Genomic DNA, 14,580 nt, shown 5'->3' on the forward strand with positions numbered 1-14,580 from the left:
GCTTCTCTTTCGCTTGTGGCGTTTCGGCCAATTCTTCAGCGAAGTTGAAACGTTGGTGACAACGAGAACAGTTCGAAGGCATGCCACCACCGATACCGCCATCTAAGTGACCGCCTGCGCCGTGACACTCTTCACAGGTAATACCTTTAGAAATCGTGTGCTTTTGCAGCTCTTTCGGGTTACCTAAGGCAGCAAAGAATTCATCTTTAGTTTGGAAGTCAAACTTAAAGGTGTGACACATTTCGCAATAAGAACTCGCTGGTTGGAACAGGAATTCTTTCTCGTATTTCGCACCGTAAGAGCTCATACCCCATTGGTGTGAACCACTCAAACCAAAGTCTTCCATCTTCGTTGGGAAAGAAGGAATCACTTTATTGATTTTTTGAGCCATTTCAGGGGTTAACCACTCAGCCCAACCACGGGAGAATTGGTTACCACCAGCGACCATAGTCCCTGTACCGTCTTTTAATAGACCGTCTTTAACGTGGTAAGTACCACGAACCAGGTAGGCATCGATAAAACCGTATTTAGTCCGTGGCGTACCGACAGTGGCGTAAATCGCATCTGGCGTGATACCTGATGGCAGGATAGAAGTATCCTTAGTGCCATACATGGTTTTCTTCAGATCGTTATCGACTTCTGGGTGCTCACCTGGGAAGCGGATTGTCTTAGAGTGACGTGAACGTTTCCATTTCTCGTACTCAGGCGCGTGACACTCACCACACTTTTCTGGGCCAACAAACTTGTTAGGGAAATCCAGAATGGATTTTTCACCTAAACGATATTGCAGCGCCATTGGGCGAGTACCGTCGGTATATTTGCTGTAAGTGACCGCAGTACCGTCGTTAGGGTTAACTTCTTTGTTGTACTTACTATAAGCAGTACTGGTACCTTCTTTTAAATATTCTTCACCACGGTCACTGACTTTATAAGTCCCTTTTAAACGACCTGCTGCGTCATATTTAAAAACTGGGTGATTTTCAAAAAGAAAATCAAACAATTCTTGTTCCGCAACAATATAATCCTGCAGCGTCATCACGCCACGGGTTTCTAATGTGGTATCTGGGTTGGCTAAAATACCTTGGGTATAAGAAGATTGTTGCTTATTCCCATATCCTGGTACTACTTTACCATCCGATTTAGCATCGGCAGCAATTACACTAGCGCTTACGGCAGAACCTAAACCAAGCAGCACACTTAAGGCTACTTTGGATTTCCATCGCTTCATCACTCACTCCTAATTATCATTAGTTTTATATTTTCCACTGAACCTAACTGTTCACTGAACGACACAAACAATTGACCAGTGGCGCCATAATGGAACAGACAAACCACGAAAAATTAGAGCTAGTGCACATTAAATTTTGATTCAGATATCAACAGGACTAAAAAGCTACTTAAAGCATTAAATACAATCACTTAACAAAGGTGATGACACGCTATTTTAGATGTTAAATGCGCCATTTTAGATCTAAATAGTTCTAAAAATGGCTTTTAGCTTTCAAAAATGCACACCTGCACAACTCCACGCGTTAATAACGAAACAGATCACATTATTCGCTGGGCAACTCGACTACCCTCAGCATCAGCTATAGGTTGGCACTCGTTAAGGTCAGTGGCACATTCGCTACCCATACTGAGTTTGGGTTAATGACCTCGGCGCGAAAATAGGTTAATTAGCTCACTTAGCCAACTCATCTTGCTAACCGAGTTAATCTAATGATGCGCCTCACCTTAGGGTGAGAACCATGGTGACAACATTCATCCATGAAAATACCTCGCGCTAGATTAATATTCAGCGCTAATGCTTATTTTCATCATTAATGCTCATGCGGTGAGTATTATTCGAAGGACTAATCAATGACGACAATGCTTCCAGAAATAGGTCATATACTGCTCATTATCAGTACGGTGTTTGCACTATTTTCTGCGACTCTACCTATGGTGGGGATAATACGCAATCAGGCTTATTTGATTGGCTTAAGCCCTATATTATTTCGTATGGTATTTTTTGCCGTATTAACGTCGCTCGCTTGTTTAGTTTATTGTTTTATTACTGATGACTTCTCCGTCGCCTATGTGGCCAACCATTCTAATACCCAATTGGCCCTCGGCTTTAAATTTGCCGCGGTGTGGGGCAGTCATGAAGGGTCAATGTTATTTTGGGTATTTGCGATTGCATTGTGGGGCGCATTCATTAGCTACCGCATCCACTTAACGGATTGCAGCAAGGATAAAGACAGCCAGCAATACCAAGATACCCTGTATTTTGCACGGGTACTGGCCATTTTATCTTTAGTGATATTGGGCTTTAACCTGTTTTTGCTGTTTACCTCCAATCCTTTTGCCCGGTTGCTCCCTAATATCCCTATTGAAGGGCGGGACCTTAACCCAATTTTGCAGGACATCGGCCTCATCCTGCACCCTCCGCTATTATTCTTGGGCTATGTCGGGCTCACGGTTTGCTTTGCCGCCGCCTTAGCCTCCTTACTGGGAGGGGATTTTAATCGTCGTCAGGTGCAGTATTTGCAACCTTGGGTATTACTCGCGTGGATTTTCCTGACCGGTGGTAACGCCTTTGGCTCGTGGTGGGCCTATAACGAGTTGGGCTGGGGCGGTTGGTGGTTTTGGGACCCGGTCGAAAACGCCTCCTTTATTCCTTGGCTTGTGGCGACCGCGTTGGTGCACTCCATCGTCCTGACCAAGCGCACGCAAGGGTTTAACATCACCACCCTATTGCTCTGTTTACTAGCGTTTTCTTTAAGCTTATTGGGCAGTTTTTTAGTGCGCTCAGGCATAGTGCAATCGGTGCACGCCTTTGCAGCGGACCCCACCCGCGGGATGTCGATTCTCTGTTTGCTGGTGCTGTTTGTCGGTGCGGCGCTGCTGATCTTTGCCCTCAAGGCCAACTTATTTAAGCGCGACCTCCATTTTAGCCTCTACAGCAAAGAAACCTTGTTACTGCTGGGCATAGTGATTTTAGTGGTGGCGGCATTTTCAGTATTGCTTGGCACCTTTTATCCACTGATTTATGAATTGCTCAATCTGGGCACCCTCTCGGTAGGCGCGCCCTATTTCAACGCCATTTTTGTGCCGCTGACCTTCTTAATTGCGCTATTGATGGGAATCGCCCCTCTAGTGCAATGGCAAAAAGCCTCCAAGGCGCAAGCCGTTCCGCTGTTACTGCTCGGCCTTGGCGTATTAGCCATCGCCTTTTGGGTAAGCCTGCAGGCGGCGTCCGGCAGCAACTTATTCTTACTGCTCGGCACCGCAGCGGCATTATGGGTTATCGTGTGCCTGCTACTAACACTGTTTGTTGGCCTTCGCGTGGGTAAACGCGCCAGTGCAACCCAAACGCTAACTCACACAGTAACACAAGGCTCACCCCAGCCACAGGCCGCAACCCAACCGCAAGCCTTAATGCAACCACAGGTAACCTCGTGCAGCAAACAGCACACCTCAAAGCAACGCTTGATCGGCATGATGCTCGCGCACCTTGGGGTTGCTATCAGCATTATCGGCGCCAGTGCCGTATCGTTTTTTGAACAAGAAGCGCTGCTAAGGATGGGGCCGGGCCAAGGTAAACCGCTAGCGGGTTATATTTTTGTGTATGAAACCACCGAAAATGTCGACAGCAACAGCTTTACCGCTATTCAGGCCAATATCAGTATCCGCGATGGCGCGAATGATGAAATCATCCTAGGTTATGTCAAACCTCAGCGACAAACCTTTAAAAGCAACGCGATGGAAATGTCCCATGCGGGCATCGATCATGGCCTATGGCGGGATATTTATGTCTCCATGGGAGTGCCGTTAAGCGACAGCGAATACCTGATCCGCATTACCTACAAACCGCTGGCGAGTTGGATTTGGCTCGGTGCCCTATTGATGATGCTTGGCGGTGCAATTGCCGCCTGGCCCGCACGGCGTCCGTGCGCGCAAACTCATCACGCACAAACTCAAGCGCCATCCATGCGGCCATCACAGACTCAACCTACGGAGAGGCTTGCCTAATGTATCCTTTATTTCGCTCCCCCTATTTGAGCCTGTTCGTGTGGATTCTGTCGGTATCCATCTGCTGTGCTGGCACCGCCTTTATCGCGACGGCAGCAGAGCAACCACAAGCAGCCCTTTCCCACCAGCAACAGGCGATTGAGATAAGCAAAGTGCTACGCTGCCCGATGGCCACAAATCAAAGCCTATTTGAGTCCCAAGCACCCATCGCCCATGAACTCAAGGCTCAGATTTTTACCATGTTAGATCAAGGCTATAGTCGAAATGACATCCTCGATTTTATGGTGGAACGCTACGGTGAAAAAATCCGTTACCAGCCCGAATTTAAGGCAGCAACCCTCGCCCTGTGGCTGGGGCCAGTGCTGTTATTAGTGCTTGGCGTGGGACTGTGTTTAGCGCTGATCTCACGCAAACCCAAATCAACTTCTTAAACATGTAGGATTAGTGATGAAAGTATCATATCTCCCTTTGCTGTTATGTAGCTGCCTGTGTTTCTTTACCCAAAGCAGCCACGGCCACGCCCTCAACAACAAGCTCTACAGTACTGGCGAACCCATTAAAAAACCCCGAGAGCTTACCGGTTTTGTCGAAATGCAATATGCCCGCGGCATCCCCGAAGTTCCCTTTATGGATGAAGCAGGCCAAAGCCAAACCTTAACCCAACACCAAGGCAAGCTTACCCTCGTCAATCTGTGGGCAACCTGGTGCGCCCCCTGCCTTAGGGAAATTCCCGAGCTGCAAAAGTTACAGCAGCAATACCAAGGCAAAAACCTCAGCATAGTGCCCATTTCCATCGATGAAGAAACTCAGGATGTGCGCCCATTTCTCAACAAACACGGCTTCAATAATTACAGCACTTGGCTTGACCCTCACAAAAATGTTGAGCGCATCCTGCCAACGACTGTGGTGCCGGCAAGTTATTTCTTTGATGCTAAGGGGAATTTAGTCGGCTTTATTCGCGGTTATCTCGATTGGGGGGATAAAGATGTTGCCCTCTACTTAGATCAACTGATCGCCAAATACGGCCAAGTCACCCCGTAGCTTTTCAAGTCACACAATAATCTCCCTGCGGTTTACCTCAAGTTTACCGAAACCCGCTGCACCCGATTTGGCAGCGGGTATTTTTTTGGCAGTGACTTTCCTTGCTGGCTTGATATGCTGCAGAGTAATTATTTACCATTGCTTGCCAACAGCACCTCAAGGCACATCCCATGCAACTGACCCGTTTAACCCAACCCCTTTATCAGCAGCTATACCGCGATATTAGCGAGTTTCGCTACACCTTTGATCTGCCGGTCAATGATATTGACTCCTTAGATGATAAAGCCGATACCTTACATACCTCGCTGATCATCGAAGAGCTCACTGAACTTGCCGAGGCGACTAACCTAGTTGAACGAGCGGATGCCATTATCGATTCGGTGTATGTGTTAATGGGACGATTAGTCCATTTAGGCGCCGGGCAGGTAACCGACCGGCTAGAAATCAGCTATCTTATCGATTTACTGCTCTGCATCGCTCACCAAAGTCGCATCGACTTTATGAGTTGTTGGGACGAAGTCCATGCCAGTAATATGAGTAAAGTGTGCCATAACGAGCAAGAGCTGGCGGACACCATCGCCTTTTATGCCACGCAAGGTGTGGACATTGTAGGCAGCAAGAAGGGCGATTTCATCATAGCGAAATGCGCTAAAGATGTTGAAATGGAAGGCAAAGTGGTGCGCCAAGGCAAAGTGCTAAAATCCGTATATTATCGCCCCGCCGACTTGGCGCAGCGACTGAATAGGTAACGATCTCAAGCTCGTGCTGGCACTCGTAGTGAAACGACAGGGGAGGATATCAATATGCATCCAGCAAAGGTGATGCGCGCAGAGGTGCGACAACTGACCGACCTTCCCAATATAGGTAAAGCCTGCGCCGCCGATTTACGCCTGCTGGGGATAACCGACCCGGAGCAACTGCTGGGCAGAAATCCCTACGAAATGTACAACACGCTTAACCAGTTGACGGGAATAACACACGACCCTTGCATGCTCGATGTGTTTATCTCCATCACTCGCTTTATGGCAGGGGATGAGGCGCGGCCTTGGTGGCACTATACCAGTGAGCGCAAGCACACACTAACAACGCTGGCTCAATCGCAAGACTAAAAATCAGCCTAAGGCTCAAGCTCATCGGCTTCATTAGGCTCTTCCCTCAGCCATTCGCGCCAAATCGCCACCAACAGGGCCATTAACACCGGGCCGACAAACAATCCGACAAACCCCATGGTTTTCACCCCGCCAATTAACCCAAAAAAAGTGGGTAAAAACGGCAATTTAATCGGTCCGCCGACCAGATTGGGCCGAAGGGTTTTATCCACAATAAACAGTTCAATGCTGCCCCAGAGGAATAATCCAATGCCCGCCGTCATATCACCGGTGCCCACCAGATAAAGGGAAATCAGGGTAAACATCGTTGGCGCGCCGCCGGGGATCAATGCCATGAATGCGGTTAAGACCCCAAAAGCAACGGCAGAGGGTACGCCAGCTATCCAATACGCCGTCCCAAGCACTATGCCCTCACCGATGGCGATAAGCGTCATCCCTATCACTGTGGAGCTGACCGTTGCAGGCACCACGCGCGAAAAAGTATGCCAACGGGCCGGTAAAATCCGCTCCCCCACAATATCGACCTGCTTAGCGACCTGCTCACCATCTTTGTATAAGAAAAATAAGGTGATCAGCATAAAGAGTAAGGTTAATAATAGTCCCAAGGTATTCCAGCCCAGCTGCAACACCCAGCGCGAAATCCCACTCAAATTTTGGCCGCTGATCGCACTGACAATTTTACCAAGCTCATGGGGCTCGCCGATAAATTGCTGCCATTGCAGGGTTAACCATTCACCGATTAAAGGCAGATCCTTGATCCATTGGGGCACCGCCGCGCCATATTGGTTAGCATACACTAACCAATCAACCCAAATTTTAATTTCTTGAAAAGCATAGGAAAAAACAAGTACTAGCGGAGTGATTAACCCCAGTACGATAAAGAGCAGCGCGATACTCGCCGCCAGAGGCGAGTGGCCACCGCATTTGGCCAACAAGCGGCGATAGAGTGGCCAACTCGAAAAGCACACAATCAAGGCGGCTAAGGCGGGCACGAGAAAGTCGATAAAAAAGAATACGCCAGCACACAGTAATAAAATCAACAGGGTACGGCCAACCGCAGCATTAGTGAAAATCGGTGCCATCGTCAAACTGCTCCTCAACTGTCAGGTGATAAATAAGAGTGTAAGGCCTAACAAACTAAAGGTATCCAATCATCGCAGTGCAGACTAACTTAGATAAGCCAATAAATCATCTATTTAGAACACATTTGTGCAATACCGCATCGTTCTGACACGATTAACCATCGGCAACGATTCGGCGCTAACCATGCAGCTTTAAAAACTGCGAGCCTGAATGCAATCAAAATGTAAACGCTTTTGTTTAAAAAACGCGCTAACTAACACAAGTTTCGCAATCATAACCTATTGTTAAAATCCGCAAAAATATCCCGTGACATAGCCCGCACAAACAGGCTGAGCAACTAGGTAAAGTCACATGAAACGACTATGATGCGCCTCTTTTTTTGGGGGGTAAAAAATGTCCACATCAAACCTATTTTCACCAGTAAAAATGGCACAACTGTTCATCGCTGCCATTCTGATGGTTAGCACCACCGTCGCACATGCCAAAAAGGATGATGACGAAGAAATCACACTCGGGCGCACCATCCTCCTGGGGATCGGCGAACAAGCAGCCACCATCCCGTTAGTGATTTGCAGACAAGCCAAAGAAATTAGCATCAAAGCCGAGCGTGATGTGTATATCGATCGCGTGGTCGTCACCTATGGTGATGATAAAACTCGTACGGTAAACTTCGACGCTGATATCGCCAAAGATAAAAACAGCAGATGGAAGTCATTAGGTGCCCGTCGCTGTGTGAAGAAAATTGAAGTCTATGGCAATTCCGACCGCAGCAAAGCGGGCATAAAAGTGATTGGCCGTAAATAAGCTATTACTTTAAAAATTTGATATCCATCAGGAGCTTAAATTGAAAAACTTACGTTTATTCACGCTGATCACTTTAATGACTTTAGGGTTAAGCGGCTGTATCACCTTTCCCACGGCTGAATCTCGCCATGTAAAAGTCATTTGGAATAACCCTGCAGCCATCAATACTTGTGTCCATAAAGGCACCATTTTTGGCTCAGAAGGGCATTTTTATGATTACTGGCTCCACAGTGACCAAGATATGGTGTGGGGAACATTGAATGAATTGCGCATCAAAGCACATAAATTGAATGCCGACACAGTTTATCTATATGAAAACTTTGGCTTTTTAAGCTCTGTCACCATGATGGGTAATGCCTACGACTGCTCACAGATGACGCCGATGGACAACCAAGTGGTAGCCCCTGCTGAGCCAGAAGCAGCAGCTAAGTCCAGTGACGTCAGCGAAGCGCCAGCGCAATAATTGCCTGCTCAGTCATTCTACTTAAGCCGCTAAAACACTTAAGCTGCTAAACACTTAAGCTGCTAAACACTTCAGTCGCTTAAGCTAAAGCCCGCCACTGTGCGGGCTTTTTATTGGCGCAATCACACCAGATAATCGGCACCAAGGCCAATAAACAGCGCCAGTCCTGCCCAATTGTTATTTAAAAATGCCTTAAAACACGGGGCGCGTTCACGGCCAAAGATCAGCATTTGTTGATAGGTGCTAAAGCCGACAAAGGTCAAAATCCCTAAGCCATACAATAGGCCACGATCGGCGCTCCAGCCGGCGGCAATAAAACACAATAATGCCGCAATTTGGAATAAGCCGATGATTTGGCGATCATATTCGCCAAACAAAATTGCAGTGGATTTAATCCCCACCTTAAGATCATCATCCCTATCCACCATGGCATACATAGTGTCATAGGCGACAGTCCAACACCAATTGGCGGCAAATAACCACCACGCCGCCATCGGCACTTCGCCCGTTTGCGCGGCATAGGCCATCGGAATCGACCAACTCCACACCACCCCTAAAAACATTTGCGGCATGTTGGTAATGCGTTTGGTAAAGGGATAAATGATAGTGAGGATGATGCCCACTACCGACAACTTAACCACTAATTCATTGAGCAATAAGACTAAACTAAAGGCCACTAAGGCTAAGATAACAAACAGCAGCAAGGCTTCTTTGGTGCTAATTTCGCCACTGGCGAGAGGACGGGACTGAGTGCGCTCAACATGGGCATCCAGATTACGATCGGCATAGTCGTTAATAATGCAGCCGCAAGCACGCATCACCACCACGCCGATAACAAAGATAATCAGCACCTTGAGATCAGGCATCCCGCCCGCCGCTAACATCAGCGCCATTAAACATGGCCACAGGAGTAATAAGGTACCGATGGGACGATCGAGTCGAGTGAGGCGGGAATACACATCCCACTTCTGCTTAAAATTCATAAACTAGGTACTCCCAATTTTTTCTTTTTAGGTCTTTCTTTTGCCTAGTATTGGCATCATATACCCAAGCTCTCCTCGATGCGAGTTTCAATCCTGTAAAACTCGCCAAGTTAAAATAACAATTACGCCAAGAGGTTATCAAAGCGCCTCGAGACGGGCATAGGCGACCACCAGCCACTTACTCCCAAAATCATTAAAATTCACCTGCACTCTCGCCTGAGCGCCACTGCCTTCAAAGTTAGTGACTTTGCCCTCACCAAATTTGGGATGATTCACCCGTTGCCCGACGTGAAAACCGGTATCATTGGCGGCGGCAGGCTTTGATTGCGCAAAACGCGAATTGGCCATGGGGCTCGACACTTGCGCCTTTAGGCGGATTTCATCCACATATTGCGGCGGGATCTCCTTAATAAAGCGCGAGGGACGCGCATAATCTTCGCGCCCATAAATCCGCCGCGATTCGGCATAGGTAAGATAGAGTTTTTCCATGGCGCGGGTCATGCCCACGTAACACAGACGGCGCTCTTCATCGAGCCTATCCCCCTCTTCTAGCGCCATTTTGCTCGGGAAAATCCCCTCTTCTACCCCGGCCATAAACACCACGGTAAATTCCAGCCCCTTGGCAGAATGCAGGGTCATCAGCTGCACTGCATCGGTAAAGGCGTCGGCTTGGCCTTCGCCCGCCTCCAGCGCCGCGTGGGATAAAAAGGCGTTAAGCTCGCCCATATCCTCAAGCTCCTCGGGCAGTTCGAAAGTCCGCGCCGCGGTAACGAGTTCTTCTAAGTTTTCAATCCGCGCCTGCGCCTTTTCGCCTTTTTCGGCCTCATACATCACTTTAAGACCCGAGGCTTGGATGACGGTATCGGCCATGCGATACAACGCCATATCCTGCGTGTCTTCCTGCAGGGTGACGATTAAATCCATAAATCCTTGCACCGCATTAGCCGCGCGGCCCGCCAGCACTTTTTCATCTAACAAGCGTAAACACGCCTGCCACAAGGTTAATTCCTGCTGGCGCGCCGTGGTGCGTAAAATATCTAAGGTGCGATCGCCAATGCCCCGGGGCGGCGTGTTGACCACCCGCTCAAAGGCGGCATCATCATTTTTATTGCTGATAAGCCGCAGATACCCCATGGCATCTTTAATCTCTTGGCGCTCAAAAAAGCGCAGACCGCCGTAGATGCGATAAGGTAAGCCCTTATGCAACAACGCCTCTTCAAGCACCCGCGACTGCGCGTTAGAGCGGTATAAAATCGCGCAATCGCACAAATTGCCGCCCTTCTCATGCCAATCGTTAATCCGGCCGACAATAAAGCGCGCCTCATCCATTTCGTTAAAGGCGCAGTAAAGGGAGATCGGCTCGCCGTCGGCCTCATCGGTCCACAATTCTTTACCCATACGTTCGGGGTTATTGGCGATTAAGGCGTTAGATGCCTTAAGAATATTGCCCTTGGAGCGATAATTTTGCTCTAGGCGAATGGTGGTGGCCGTCGGGAAATCCTGTAAAAAACGTTGCAGGTTTTCGACCTGAGCGCCGCGCCAACCGTAAATGGATTGGTCGTCGTCACCCACGATCATCACATTGGCGCTCTGGCCCGCAAGCACTCTAATCCACGCATATTGAATGGCGTTAGTATCTTGGAACTCGTCCACCAGAATATGCTTAAAGCGTTCTTGATAATGCGCCAGCAAATGCGGCTTATTCAGCCACAATTCGTGGGCGCGCAGCAGGATTTCGGCAAAGTCGACTAAACCTGCCCGATCGCAGGACTCTTGATACACCTGATAGATTTTTAACAGATTTTGCTCAATCGGAAAGCCGCCTGCATCGATATGCTTAGGCCGTAATCCTTGGTCTTTTTTACCATTGATATACGCCTGCGCCTGACGCGGAGGATATTGTTTTTCATCTAAATTAAGGCTTTTAAGGATGCGTTTAAGCAAACGCAGCTGATCGTCCGAATCGAGGATTTGAAAGCTTTGCGGTAGGCCTGCATCTTGGAAGTGAGTGCGCAATAACCGGTGGGCCAAGCCGTGGAAGGTGCCAATCCACATCCGCCCCATGTTCGCGCCAGCCACTTTCTCAACGCGCTCGCGCATCTCCGCCGCCGCTTTATTGGTAAAAGTGACCGCTAAAATTGAGTATGGACTCTGCTGTTCAACCTGCATTAACCACGCAATACGGTGGGTTAATACCCGCGTTTTACCACTGCCCGCGCCCGCAAGCACTAACATGCTAGATTGCGGTGCCGCGACAGCCTCGCGTTGCTTGTCATTTAGGCCGTCAAGTAAAGAAGATACGTCCATTCTCGCCTCCAAAAAAATCGAGGCAGCAGTATAGCAGAAGAACACCCGCCTGCGCGCCTGATCCATAAGACAAGCGGCATAAGACGAGAGCCATAATGAGAGTGATATGTTGCCGCACCTTGGTTTGCTCTTGTGTAGTAATGGCTACATTGATTAAGCACCGTCATTCCCGCAATGCTTGTGAGCGGGAATCCAGCTTTTATTTGTTTTGGGTTGGAATTAAACAAAGACACTGCGGTATTAATTACTCATAGAAAGGGGGTTCATCATTCTGTTTCAACGATTAAGCACTGTCATTTCAGTGACACGCAGCAAGCACATCCCTGTGTGCTCGACCGTGACATCCCTGTCACGGACGGTCACTTCCATAACAGTGCTTAATCTGCCAACCCCTACAGTCATCTGGAAGCCTTCTGACGAGCAGGCACTCTGTAAATTTAACAATGGGTGACTCAGTAATCTATTTCTCTGTTGTACTAAATAATTTTCGCCAAGTGATATTAAATATATTTTTAAAATAATCAATATAATACCAAAAAGCCGTCTTTATTAACAATGACATACCTAGTAATTCAATAAATATAAAAAACTCAAAAAGGATAGCGAACCAAACAGGACCAGAAAAAATGAGCAATAAGAAAAATATTTTATTTTTCATCATCTTTTACCATAAAAAATGAAATTGCCGATTCAGATATCATAACAACTGCAAATATTACAAGGTAATTATTTTGAATAGTGTAAAATGTATAATAGGCCCAGATTATGCTAATAACAGAAAGAACGTAAGACATATAAACATTTTTTACCAACATAAAGACTTTAACAGCTAAGATTATCGACAAAACTAATGACACAAAATCAATTTCAGCCATTTTAAAATTAACAATGTATTTTAGCTCAGGAATTTCAAAACCATTTAAAACTGGCATACAAATTACCATCATTAAAATGATAAAGAGTGGCTTTAGAAAAAACACTAGTAAAATATCAAATTTACTCAGTGTTTTAAAATAGTTGTTTGGGTCATTGCTTTTTTTGAGAGCTAACTGGATATTGTTACAAGTTTTGAAATAGCTACCAAGCACCAACCTTGATGATACAATGATTAAAATTACAAGTAAAACTCCATTTAACATCGAATGCATCCCTAATCAACAAATTATTAAATTTTCAATTTCAATCACTTCTTTATTTTTATTGCCAATCAAATTTGGTAATACTTTCAATGTGTGATAATTATAATAAACCCTGCCTAACACGTTTAAATTTTTACTACTAAAATGATATTACCCAAGGCCAATATTATTTATTAATTTAAATACATATTTACTTTATGGTTATTACGAATGAACATCTTTTTAATTTCTGCATTCAAAGATTTCACCTATTTTTAGATTCAGATACTTATAACATAAGCTTTCGTTATATAAGAATGTATCTGCTTAAAATTGGCCAAATCATCAGGTTGTTTAATTTTCACCCACCGACACAAGGTAAACAAAAAGCATTGCGCTCGCAACAAATACTTAACTAAATTTAACAAGCACCCACTGTCAGATTTTCGGAGGGTGAAAGGTGAAACAGGACATCCACAACGCTTTAATGCGTAAAGTGACCCACAGACAACGCAATAATCAAAGATATACGCCATCCCCTCGGAGTTGCCGCAGGGCGAGTAGACAAATTGCGTGAGTCTCGCCATGGATGGCGAGCTCGCTTTCGCAGGTACAGGGGCGAATGAAAATCGGTGATTTTCGCGCTTATGAGCGAGAGGCAGGGATCGCCGAACAGGAGGGGTTTTCAACTCCGTTAGGGGCGGCAAGGGAGATCCAAGAGGGAATTGCTGTTGATCCCCTTTTGGTCGACTCTTGATTAAAAAACAGGGGGATGAAGCCCCGCGACTTTGACTTTGCTTTTAAAAGCAATCAAACCAAGTAACAACTCGAACTTGCTGACAAAGCCTTAAAACTTGGCACTCATCACAACGCCGTTGAAATGAAGACAATCTTTGACTCTTTGCTGCTGAACCGCGCTGAGCGTGTCGATATCATGGAAGGCAAACGCGGAGTGTTCATGGCTTAAACAAATCGCCGTATCAGGCGCGGGGCGCACTAACTCGCAGCGAAAGATAAAGGCTTGCGACTGATAAGCACTGTGATAATACACGCCGCTGAGGTACTCAATCGCGACGGCAAGACCAAGCTCCTCTTGGCATTCCCGCAGCAAGGCCTCATGGATAGTTTCGCCCGGCTCCAGTGCGCCGCCGGGCAATCCCCAAGCACCATCACCGTAATTCGCTTTGAGCAGCAGCACTTGACCTAAGTCATTGGTGATCACCGCGTGGCTACTCAGCCGAAACCTATCGTCAAATGCCATCTATCTATCCTAAGTTAACGCTACTACGGGCTCTGTCTTTGCCATTAACTATTTACCATAAACTATTTGCCATTAAAGGTATTGCAACTGGCAGGCTTGCCGGAGGTAAAACCGATATTAAACCATTTCACTCTATCTGCAGAGCTACCATGGGTAAAGGCCTCAGGTTGCACCGCGCGCCCTGCCATTTGCTGCAGCCTATCATCCCCCACGGCGCTCGCGGCGGCAATGCCCTCTTCCACATCACCGGGGTCGAGCAAATTGAGTTGTCTATCGACATAATGCCCCCACACGCCAGCATAACAATCGGCTTGCAATTCAAGGGCGACACTCAGTTGATTAGCCTGCGCCTTGCCAGCGGCTTGCTGGGCCTGACGCACTTTAGTGCTGGTGCCCA

At 47.2% G+C, this 14,580-nt stretch carries 15 protein-coding genes and 1 pseudogene; 8 read left to right on the top strand and 8 right to left on the bottom strand.

The features are described 5' to 3' along the window. A pseudogene (gene sirA, locus ACRCZA_RS01225) lies at positions 1–1,228 on the bottom strand (dissimilatory sulfite reductase SirA); the annotation flags it as partial. Between the two features lie 632 nt (positions 1,229–1,860). On the opposite strand from sirA, the gene nrfE reads away from it, so the two are divergent. The 5 genes from nrfE to ACRCZA_RS01250 all read left to right on the top strand — a co-directional run bounded on the left by nrfE (position 1,861) and on the right by ACRCZA_RS01250 (position 6,164). Then, a complete protein-coding gene (gene nrfE, locus ACRCZA_RS01230) occupies positions 1,861–4,014 on the top strand; it encodes a heme lyase NrfEFG subunit NrfE (protein WP_438672668.1) in 2,154 nt (717 codons plus the stop codon). Next, entirely contained in the window at positions 4,014–4,445 is a 432-nt protein-coding gene (locus ACRCZA_RS01235; RefSeq protein ID WP_438672669.1) for a cytochrome c-type biogenesis protein, read from the top strand. The genes nrfE and ACRCZA_RS01235 overlap by 1 nt, the downstream gene beginning before the upstream one ends. A gap of 16 nt (positions 4,446–4,461) precedes the next feature. Continuing rightward, positions 4,462–5,055, top strand: a complete 594-nt coding sequence (locus ACRCZA_RS01240; RefSeq protein ID WP_438672670.1) for a TlpA family protein disulfide reductase — start codon at positions 4,462–4,464, stop codon at positions 5,053–5,055. A 170-nt stretch (positions 5,056–5,225) separates the two neighbouring features. Then, positions 5,226–5,804: a nucleoside triphosphate pyrophosphohydrolase family protein gene (locus ACRCZA_RS01245; protein WP_438672671.1), complete on the top strand. Its 579-nt coding sequence runs from the start codon at positions 5,226–5,228 to the stop codon at positions 5,802–5,804. Positions 5,805–5,858: 54 nt separating this feature from the next. Beyond that, positions 5,859–6,164, top strand: a complete 306-nt coding sequence (locus tag ACRCZA_RS01250; RefSeq protein ID WP_438672672.1) for a helix-hairpin-helix domain-containing protein — start codon at positions 5,859–5,861, stop codon at positions 6,162–6,164. Between the two features lie 8 nt (positions 6,165–6,172). Here ACRCZA_RS01250 and ACRCZA_RS01255 read toward each other — a convergent pair whose 3' ends face one another. Beyond that, positions 6,173–7,246 carry an AI-2E family transporter gene (locus ACRCZA_RS01255; protein ID WP_438672673.1) on the bottom strand — a complete coding sequence of 358 codons (1,074 nt, stop codon included), beginning with the start codon at positions 7,244–7,246 and terminating at the stop codon, positions 6,173–6,175. A gap of 394 nt (positions 7,247–7,640) precedes the next feature. Here ACRCZA_RS01255 and ACRCZA_RS01260 point away from each other — a divergent pair, with 394 nt between their 5' ends. Together ACRCZA_RS01260 and ACRCZA_RS01265 are read left to right on the top strand one after the other, a co-directional pair. Next, complete coding sequence (locus ACRCZA_RS01260) at positions 7,641–8,051, top strand: DUF2541 family protein (RefSeq protein WP_438672674.1); 411 nt, start codon at positions 7,641–7,643, stop codon at positions 8,049–8,051. A 40-nt stretch (positions 8,052–8,091) separates the two neighbouring features. Beyond that, a complete protein-coding gene (locus ACRCZA_RS01265; RefSeq protein WP_438672675.1) occupies positions 8,092–8,514 on the top strand; it encodes a DUF4156 domain-containing protein in 423 nt (140 codons plus the stop codon). Positions 8,515–8,636: 122 nt separating this feature from the next. Here ACRCZA_RS01265 and ubiA read toward each other — a convergent pair whose 3' ends face one another. The 4 genes from ubiA to ACRCZA_RS01285 all read right to left on the bottom strand — a co-directional run bounded on the left by ubiA (position 8,637) and on the right by ACRCZA_RS01285 (position 12,943). Continuing rightward, a complete protein-coding gene (gene ubiA, locus ACRCZA_RS01270; RefSeq protein ID WP_438672676.1) occupies positions 8,637–9,497 on the bottom strand; it encodes a 4-hydroxybenzoate octaprenyltransferase in 861 nt (286 codons plus the stop codon). Between the two features lie 138 nt (positions 9,498–9,635). Then, the gene (gene uvrD, locus ACRCZA_RS01275; RefSeq protein WP_438672677.1) at positions 9,636–11,804 is read right to left on the bottom strand and encodes a DNA helicase II; all 2,169 of its coding nucleotides are present in this window, start codon (positions 11,802–11,804) and stop codon (positions 9,636–9,638) included. A 276-nt stretch (positions 11,805–12,080) separates the two neighbouring features. Next, positions 12,081–12,206 (bottom strand): hypothetical protein, encoded by a 126-nt coding sequence (locus ACRCZA_RS01280; RefSeq protein ID WP_438672678.1) that lies wholly within the window; start codon positions 12,204–12,206, stop codon positions 12,081–12,083. A 245-nt stretch (positions 12,207–12,451) separates the two neighbouring features. Then, positions 12,452–12,943, bottom strand: coding sequence for a hypothetical protein (locus ACRCZA_RS01285; RefSeq protein ID WP_438672679.1), 492 nt, complete (start codon positions 12,941–12,943; stop codon positions 12,452–12,454). Between the two features lie 601 nt (positions 12,944–13,544). Here ACRCZA_RS01285 and ACRCZA_RS01290 point away from each other — a divergent pair. Continuing rightward, a complete protein-coding gene (locus ACRCZA_RS01290; protein ID WP_438672680.1) occupies positions 13,545–13,679 on the top strand; it encodes a hypothetical protein in 135 nt (44 codons plus the stop codon). Between the two features lie 90 nt (positions 13,680–13,769). Here ACRCZA_RS01290 and ACRCZA_RS01295 read toward each other — a convergent pair whose 3' ends face one another. Beyond that, positions 13,770–14,183: an NUDIX hydrolase gene (locus ACRCZA_RS01295; RefSeq protein ID WP_438672681.1), complete on the bottom strand. Its 414-nt coding sequence runs from the start codon at positions 14,181–14,183 to the stop codon at positions 13,770–13,772. A 62-nt stretch (positions 14,184–14,245) separates the two neighbouring features. Next, positions 14,246–14,580 (bottom strand): neutral zinc metallopeptidase (locus ACRCZA_RS01300; protein ID WP_438672682.1); only part of this gene is annotated, 335 nt, incomplete at its 5' end.

Source organism: Shewanella sp. (genome assembly GCF_051658185.1).
GTDB lineage: Bacteria > Pseudomonadota > Gammaproteobacteria > Enterobacterales > Shewanellaceae > Shewanella.

Coding starts and splice junctions, on each gene's coding strand:
- ACRCZA_RS01280 (WP_438672678.1), bottom strand. CDS start 12,206: ATGACTGTAGGGGTTGGCAGATTAAGCACTGTTATGGAAGTGACCGTC.
- ACRCZA_RS01255 (WP_438672673.1), bottom strand. CDS start 7,246: ATGGCACCGATTTTCACTAATGCTGCGGTTGGCCGTACCCTGTTGATT.
- nrfE (WP_438672668.1), top strand. CDS start 1,861: ATGACGACAATGCTTCCAGAAATAGGTCATATACTGCTCATTATCAGT.
- ACRCZA_RS01260 (WP_438672674.1), top strand. CDS start 7,641: ATGTCCACATCAAACCTATTTTCACCAGTAAAAATGGCACAACTGTTC.
- ubiA (WP_438672676.1), bottom strand. CDS start 9,497: ATGAATTTTAAGCAGAAGTGGGATGTGTATTCCCGCCTCACTCGACTC.
- ACRCZA_RS01245 (WP_438672671.1), top strand. CDS start 5,226: ATGCAACTGACCCGTTTAACCCAACCCCTTTATCAGCAGCTATACCGC.
- ACRCZA_RS01285 (WP_438672679.1), bottom strand. CDS start 12,943: ATGTTAAATGGAGTTTTACTTGTAATTTTAATCATTGTATCATCAAGG.
- ACRCZA_RS01290 (WP_438672680.1), top strand. CDS start 13,545: ATGAAAATCGGTGATTTTCGCGCTTATGAGCGAGAGGCAGGGATCGCC.
- ACRCZA_RS01295 (WP_438672681.1), bottom strand. CDS start 14,183: ATGGCATTTGACGATAGGTTTCGGCTGAGTAGCCACGCGGTGATCACC.
- ACRCZA_RS01240 (WP_438672670.1), top strand. CDS start 4,462: ATGAAAGTATCATATCTCCCTTTGCTGTTATGTAGCTGCCTGTGTTTC.
- ACRCZA_RS01250 (WP_438672672.1), top strand. CDS start 5,859: ATGCATCCAGCAAAGGTGATGCGCGCAGAGGTGCGACAACTGACCGAC.
- ACRCZA_RS01235 (WP_438672669.1), top strand. CDS start 4,014: ATGTATCCTTTATTTCGCTCCCCCTATTTGAGCCTGTTCGTGTGGATT.
- uvrD (WP_438672677.1), bottom strand. CDS start 11,804: ATGGACGTATCTTCTTTACTTGACGGCCTAAATGACAAGCAACGCGAG.